General features: G+C 68.7%; 9 protein-coding genes. 6 read left to right on the forward strand and 3 right to left on the reverse strand.

Going from position 1 to position 5,178, the window contains the following annotated elements:
• A partial coding sequence (locus DSP71_RS23460) for an aminotransferase class V-fold PLP-dependent enzyme (RefSeq protein ID WP_258546346.1) occupies positions 1-820 on the forward strand: 820 nt, incomplete at its 5' end.
• Positions 810-1,631, forward strand: a complete 822-nt coding sequence (locus DSP71_RS09245) for a PaaX family transcriptional regulator C-terminal domain-containing protein (RefSeq protein ID WP_113680951.1) — start codon at positions 810-812, stop codon at positions 1,629-1,631. The genes DSP71_RS23460 and DSP71_RS09245, both read left to right, overlap by 11 nt.
• Before the next feature lie 5 nt (positions 1,632-1,636).
• Here the strand turns inward: DSP71_RS09245 and DSP71_RS09250 are convergent, their stop codons facing one another.
• On the reverse strand, positions 1,637-2,122 hold the full coding sequence (locus DSP71_RS09250) for an FBP domain-containing protein (protein WP_058630742.1): 486 nt from the start codon (positions 2,120-2,122) through the stop codon (positions 1,637-1,639).
• A 296-nt stretch (positions 2,123-2,418) separates the two neighbouring features.
• Here DSP71_RS09250 and DSP71_RS09255 point away from each other — a divergent pair, with 296 nt between their 5' ends.
• Complete coding sequence (locus DSP71_RS09255) at positions 2,419-2,766, forward strand: hypothetical protein (protein WP_113680952.1); 348 nt, start codon at positions 2,419-2,421, stop codon at positions 2,764-2,766.
• A gap of 46 nt (positions 2,767-2,812) precedes the next feature.
• On the opposite strand, the gene DSP71_RS09260 is transcribed toward DSP71_RS09255, so the two are convergent.
• Positions 2,813-3,190 carry a hypothetical protein gene (locus DSP71_RS09260; protein ID WP_258546347.1) on the reverse strand — a complete coding sequence of 126 codons (378 nt, stop codon included), beginning with the start codon at positions 3,188-3,190 and terminating at the stop codon, positions 2,813-2,815.
• A 213-nt stretch (positions 3,191-3,403) separates the two neighbouring features.
• Between DSP71_RS09260 and DSP71_RS09265 the strand changes: the two genes are divergently transcribed.
• Positions 3,404-3,610: a CsbD family protein gene (locus tag DSP71_RS09265; RefSeq protein WP_046747714.1), complete on the forward strand. Its 207-nt coding sequence runs from the start codon at positions 3,404-3,406 to the stop codon at positions 3,608-3,610.
• A gap of 76 nt (positions 3,611-3,686) precedes the next feature.
• Here DSP71_RS09265 and DSP71_RS22190 read toward each other — a convergent pair whose 3' ends face one another.
• Positions 3,687-3,851, reverse strand: a complete 165-nt coding sequence (locus tag DSP71_RS22190; RefSeq protein ID WP_017201713.1) for a hypothetical protein — start codon at positions 3,849-3,851, stop codon at positions 3,687-3,689.
• A 123-nt stretch (positions 3,852-3,974) separates the two neighbouring features.
• Here DSP71_RS22190 and DSP71_RS09270 point away from each other — a divergent pair, with 123 nt between their 5' ends.
• Both DSP71_RS09270 and DSP71_RS09275 read left to right on the forward strand, forming a co-directional pair.
• On the forward strand, positions 3,975-4,241 hold the full coding sequence (locus tag DSP71_RS09270; RefSeq protein WP_046747713.1) for a Rho termination factor N-terminal domain-containing protein: 267 nt from the start codon (positions 3,975-3,977) through the stop codon (positions 4,239-4,241).
• A gap of 8 nt (positions 4,242-4,249) precedes the next feature.
• The coding region (locus DSP71_RS09275) for a YbdK family carboxylate-amine ligase (protein ID WP_113680953.1) at positions 4,250-5,178 on the forward strand (929 nt) is incomplete at its 3' end.

Here is a 5,178-nt window from a genome sequence, read left to right on the forward strand (position 1 = left end):
AGGCGTCGCGGCGGAGACCGGGATGACGCTGCGCTGGATCGAGCCCGACCCCGTGCACGGGGTGTCGGTCACCGATGTCGAGGCCGTCCTCTCCGAGCGCACCGCCCTGGTGTCGCTGAGCCACGTCGACTACCGCTCCGGGGCTCTGGCCGACATGCCGGGCATCACCGCGGCTGCGCACGGCGTCGGCGCCCTGATGATGTGGGACCTGTGCCACTCGGCCGGCGTGATCCCGATGCAGCTCGACGAGTGGGGTGTCGACATGGCCGTGGGCTGCACCTACAAGTACCTGAACGGCGGGCCGGGCTCGCCCGCCTTCGCCTACCTGCGCCGCGGTCTCCAGGGCGTGCTGCGTCAGCCGATCCAGGGATGGTGGAGTGCGGCGGACATCTTCGCGATGGGACCGGAGTACGTGCCTTCCGGCGACATCCGCCAGCTGCTCAGCGGCACCCCTCCCGTCATCTCGATGCTGGCCATGCAGGGAATGCTCGACCTCATCGAGCAGTCCACGATCGCGGGCGTCCGGGCCAAGTCGCAGTCGTTGACGGATCTCGCGGTCCGCGCCTACGACGAGGTGCTCGCTCCCCTCGGCGTCCGCCTGCTCAGCCCTCGCGACGCCGAGCAGCGGGGTGGCCACGTGACGATCGGTCACCCGGACTTCCGCGAGGTCACGCGGCGGCTGTGGTCCGACGGCATCATCCCCGACTTCCGGTTCCCGGACGGCATCCGCCTGGGTCTCTCCCCCCTGAGCACCTCGCACGTCGAGACCGTCACCGGTGTGCTCGCCGTACGCGATGCGCTGGAGTCCGGTGACCTCTGACATCGCTCCCACCCCCGTGCTCGACGACATCGACGCACGCCCCGGCAGCATCGCCTCGTTGCTGCGGACCTTCATCGGCGTCTTCCTCCGTCCGCTCGGTGGGTGGATCTCCGCTGCCGACCTGGTCGCGTTCGCCGGTGACCTCGGCATCGACGCTGCCGCGGCGCGCACGGGTATCGCACGCCTGAAGCAGAAGGGGCTGCTGCTCGGCGCACGGGAGGGGCAGATCGGCTACCGGCTCAACCCGGCGGCGATCCCGATGCTGGAGCGCGGCGACAGGCGCATCTTCGAGATGCAGGAGATGACCGACGCCGACCCCTGGTGCCTGGTGTCGTTCTCGATCCCGGAGAGCGCCAGGAGCGTGCGCCACCAGTTGCGGCGAAGACTGCAGTGGATCGGAGCGGGCATCGTGTCCCCCGCCCTGTGGATCTGCCCCGGCCACCTTCAGGCCGAGGTGGAGCAGATCCTCGACGACCTCGACGCGCGTCGGTGGGCGACGCTGTTCCCCGCATCGGCTCCGCTGCCCGCCGGCACCCTGGTCGACGCGGCAGCGCAGTGGTGGGATCTGGAGGCGCTGCGCGAGGAGCACCTCGCCTTCCAGAACTCCCTCACGACGCTGCCCCGCGAGCCGTTCGCCGCGTACGTGCAGCTGATCGACCGCTGGCGGGTGCTGCCATACACCGACCCGGGGCTTCCCCCGTCGATGCTGCCGCCCGGCTGGCCCGGCCGTCGCAGCTTCGACGAGTTCGCGCGTCGGTCGGCGGAGCTGGCGGCACCCGCCTGGGCGCACGTGCGATCGAGGGTGTCCTAGCCCGTTCAGCCCGCCACTGCGGCGAGGAAGCCTGCCACGTGCTCCTGCAGCCGGAGGATGCGCAGGTCGCGGGCGAACTCCCGGTCGAACCCCTGATAGGCCAGCGGCGGCAGGATCCGCACGTTGCGGTTGCAGCCGAACTCGGCACAGGTGAGCACGCCGACGGTGTCGCCCTTGCGCCCGGCGGGTCCCGCCTTCCGGGCCACGTACAGCTGCACATCATTGCGGAGCGTCACATCTTCGCACCAGGAGCACTGTGCCCTGGCGATCACACGCTGCTCAGCGCGCTGCAGGAAGACGCCGACGGGTGCGTCGTCGATCCAGGTGACGACGTAGGCACGGCGGGGCATCTTCGGGTCGGCCCAGCCGAGGAAGTCGAGACGGTCGAAGTCGATCTCGGCGAAACCGGGCGGCAGGGTCAGGTCGGACACCTCTTTGCGGGAGGCGTTGAGGAAGGAGGCGCGGATTGCGCGCTCGTCGATGGGACGCATGAGGGTGAGTGCTTTCAGAGAGGTCGCCGCGAAGGCGAATCGACAGGAGGAAGGCCCGGCAGTGACCACCGGGTACGACACGGCACCGGGGACGGGGATTCCGCCTCCGGTGGGTCCTCAGCCTCTGTCTGCGGCGCGGAAGGCGCCTGCAGCTCCGCTCTGCGCCGCGAGGGCGCTCATCGACGACAGCACCCGGCGAGCTTACACCCGTTTGTTTCCGTCCGTGTCGGCTCCTCTGGGCGTCGCAGGACGACCGACCTAGTCTTTCCGGAACGACGAACGAGAAGGAGTCCCCCGTGTCCACGCCGCTGAACCGCCTTTCGCCCCTCCCGGTGCGCGAGCGTGCAGCGTGCATGTGCAGTCACGGCGGCCGGTGCTCGTCCTTCGCCCCCGGCCGCGCCCTGCACCTCATCCAGGCGCGGATCGCCTCGGCGACGCCGTCCGAATGGATCGATGCGCTCGTCGAGCAGGCCGACGCCGTCTCCGGCGACCTCGTCGTGCGCACGCTCGACGGCGAAACGCACACGCTGTGGAACGGGGCAGGTGCGGCACTCGAAGCTGCCGCGGGAACCCCGGTCGCGTTGCACCAGCGCTATGGAGTGCTGGCCGTCGGCGGCACGCAGTTCAACGTCGCGACCGTCTGATCACTCGCACCCACCTGCGACGGCGTCACCGCCGGACCGGCTCGTCTCAGGCGCTCGCCATCAGCATGTCCTTCATGGCGGAGCAGGCGTCCATGCACGCCTCGCACGCCTGAGCACACATCCGGCACACCTCGCTGTCGTCCGCGTGCCGAGCGCAGGCATCCATGCACGCCTTGCACATCGCGATGCAGGCGTTCAGCATCGCCATCATCGAGGCAGGGGTCATCCCCTGCATCCGCATCATCGACCGCATCATGGTGTTGCACATGTCGGCGCAGTTCATGCAGGCCGGTGCGCAGTCCATCAGCTGCGTCGAGCACACCGTGCAGGCCTGCTCGCAGGCGGCGCACGCATCCATGCACGCCTGCATGACCGCCATGTCCATCATCTGCATGTCGGGCATCGACTCCATGTTCTTCGACATGGCGCCCATCATCATCGAGTCCATCGCACACCGCTTCCTGGTCGAGTCCGCGGGCAGGACCACCCGCCTGGCGCCAGGCTAGTCCTTCGACGCCCGTGCGTCGATGGCGTCGGAACATTGTCATGTGCGCGGCGGATTGTCAATCCCGTGGCCGCTTCCCTCGGGACATGAGAGCCTCGGAGTCAATCGATCCGACGAGGAGAGGAGCACCGCATGAGTGCTGCAGACGACATCAAGAACGCCGCCGAGAAGGCCGCCGGAAAGGTCAAGGAAGGCGTCGGAAAGCTCACCGACAACGAGAAGCTCGAAGCGGAGGGCAAGGCCGACCAGGTCAAGGCTTCCGCGAAGCAGGCCGGGGAGAACGTGAAGGACGCCGCCCAGAAGACGGGCGAGAACGTCCGGGACGCGTTCGAGAAGTAACAGGCCCCGGACACCGAAGAGGTGAGGTCCGCCGATGGGCGGGCCTCACCTCGATGGGGTCAGACCTACTGCGTTGTCAGACCTTGCGGCTGCCGCTGATCGCTCGGATCAACCAGGCGATCACCGCGATCGCGAGGAGGACGAGTCCGACCCACAGGAGGAACTGGAGCGACTGCACCAGTCCTCCGGTGATCGCGAGGATCACGGCGACGACGATGACGATGATCAGGAGGATGTTCATCGGTCTTTCCCTTCTTTCGGCAGGCGCGGACGCCAGACTGTGGTGCCTTCACGCTATCCGCGGAGGGACTTCTGTCAGAGGGGGTTGACTTCGGCCCCCCGAGTGCGCGAAGGAGAAGATTTCATGCCAGGACGACGCAACAACTCGCTGAAGGATCCGGAGCTGTATGAGGAGCTCAGGGACGACGGCGCTTCGAAGGAGAAGGCGGCGCGCATCTCGAACGCCGCGGCGAAGGAAGGTCGCAGCGCGGTCGGCCGACGCGGCGGGGAGCACGGCGACTACGAGGACTGGACGGTCAAGGAGCTGCGCGCGCGGGCGAAGGAGCTCGGTCTGACCGGTTACAGCGGCAAGCGGAAGTCCGAGCTGATCTCCGCGCTCAGGAATCACTGAGGACGGGGATGCCCCGCTTCGGCATCGAGGAGGAGTTCCTCTTCCTCGATGAGCACGCGCTGGCGCCCGTGAGTCTCGCCGCCGGCACACGCGAGCGCATCACCCGCCTCAGCACGGGAGGCGAGGTCACGCAGGAGTACCTGACCTCGCAGATCGAGTGCCTCACCGAACCGGTATCGACGGCTGAGGCCGCCACGGAGCAACTGTCGCACCTGCGCGGACTCATCGGGTGGCACGCCGGCGACCAGCACGCCATCGCCGCCGGCACCGGCACACCGTTCGCCACGACGCGCTCCTCAGCGGTGTCGCCCTCACCGCACTACGACAAGGTCGCCGCGCACCTCGGACACCTCACGCGCGACCACGAGGTCAACGGTCTCCATGTGCACGTCGAGGTCACCGACGACGAGGAGAGGGTGCGTGCGCTCGACCGCGTGCGCGGGTGGCTCCCCGTGCTGCTGGCCCTCACCGGCAACAGCCCGTTCGTGCACGGCCGCGACTCCGGCTTCGCCAGCTGGCGCAGCATCCTGATCCGTCGGCTGCCCTCGTCGTGGACGCCCCCGCACTTCCGCGACTACGACGCCTACCGCGCGGATGTGCAGCGACTCATCGACGTGGGTGCCATCGCCGATGCGGCCTCGCTGTCGTGGTCGGCGCGGTTGTCGGAGCGGTATCCGACGGTCGAGCTCAGGGTCTTCGACGCGCAGCTCTCCGCCCAGGACGCGGTGTTCGCAGCGCTCCTCTCCCGCGCGATCGTGCTCACCGACGATCTGCCGCACGCGGACATCGGCGTGGACGGCATCGACGCCTCGATGTGGACGGCCGCGCGGCACGGCATGGCCGCCCGTCTGCTCGATCCGGCGACCGGGAAGGCGGAGGACGCGTGGCTGCTTGCCGACCAGCTGCTGGCAGCGATCGCTCCCGCGCTCCGCGAGCT

The organism is Microbacterium sp. H6 (assembly GCF_003314775.1).
Lineage (GTDB): Bacteria > Actinomycetota > Actinomycetes > Actinomycetales > Microbacteriaceae > Microbacterium > Microbacterium oxydans.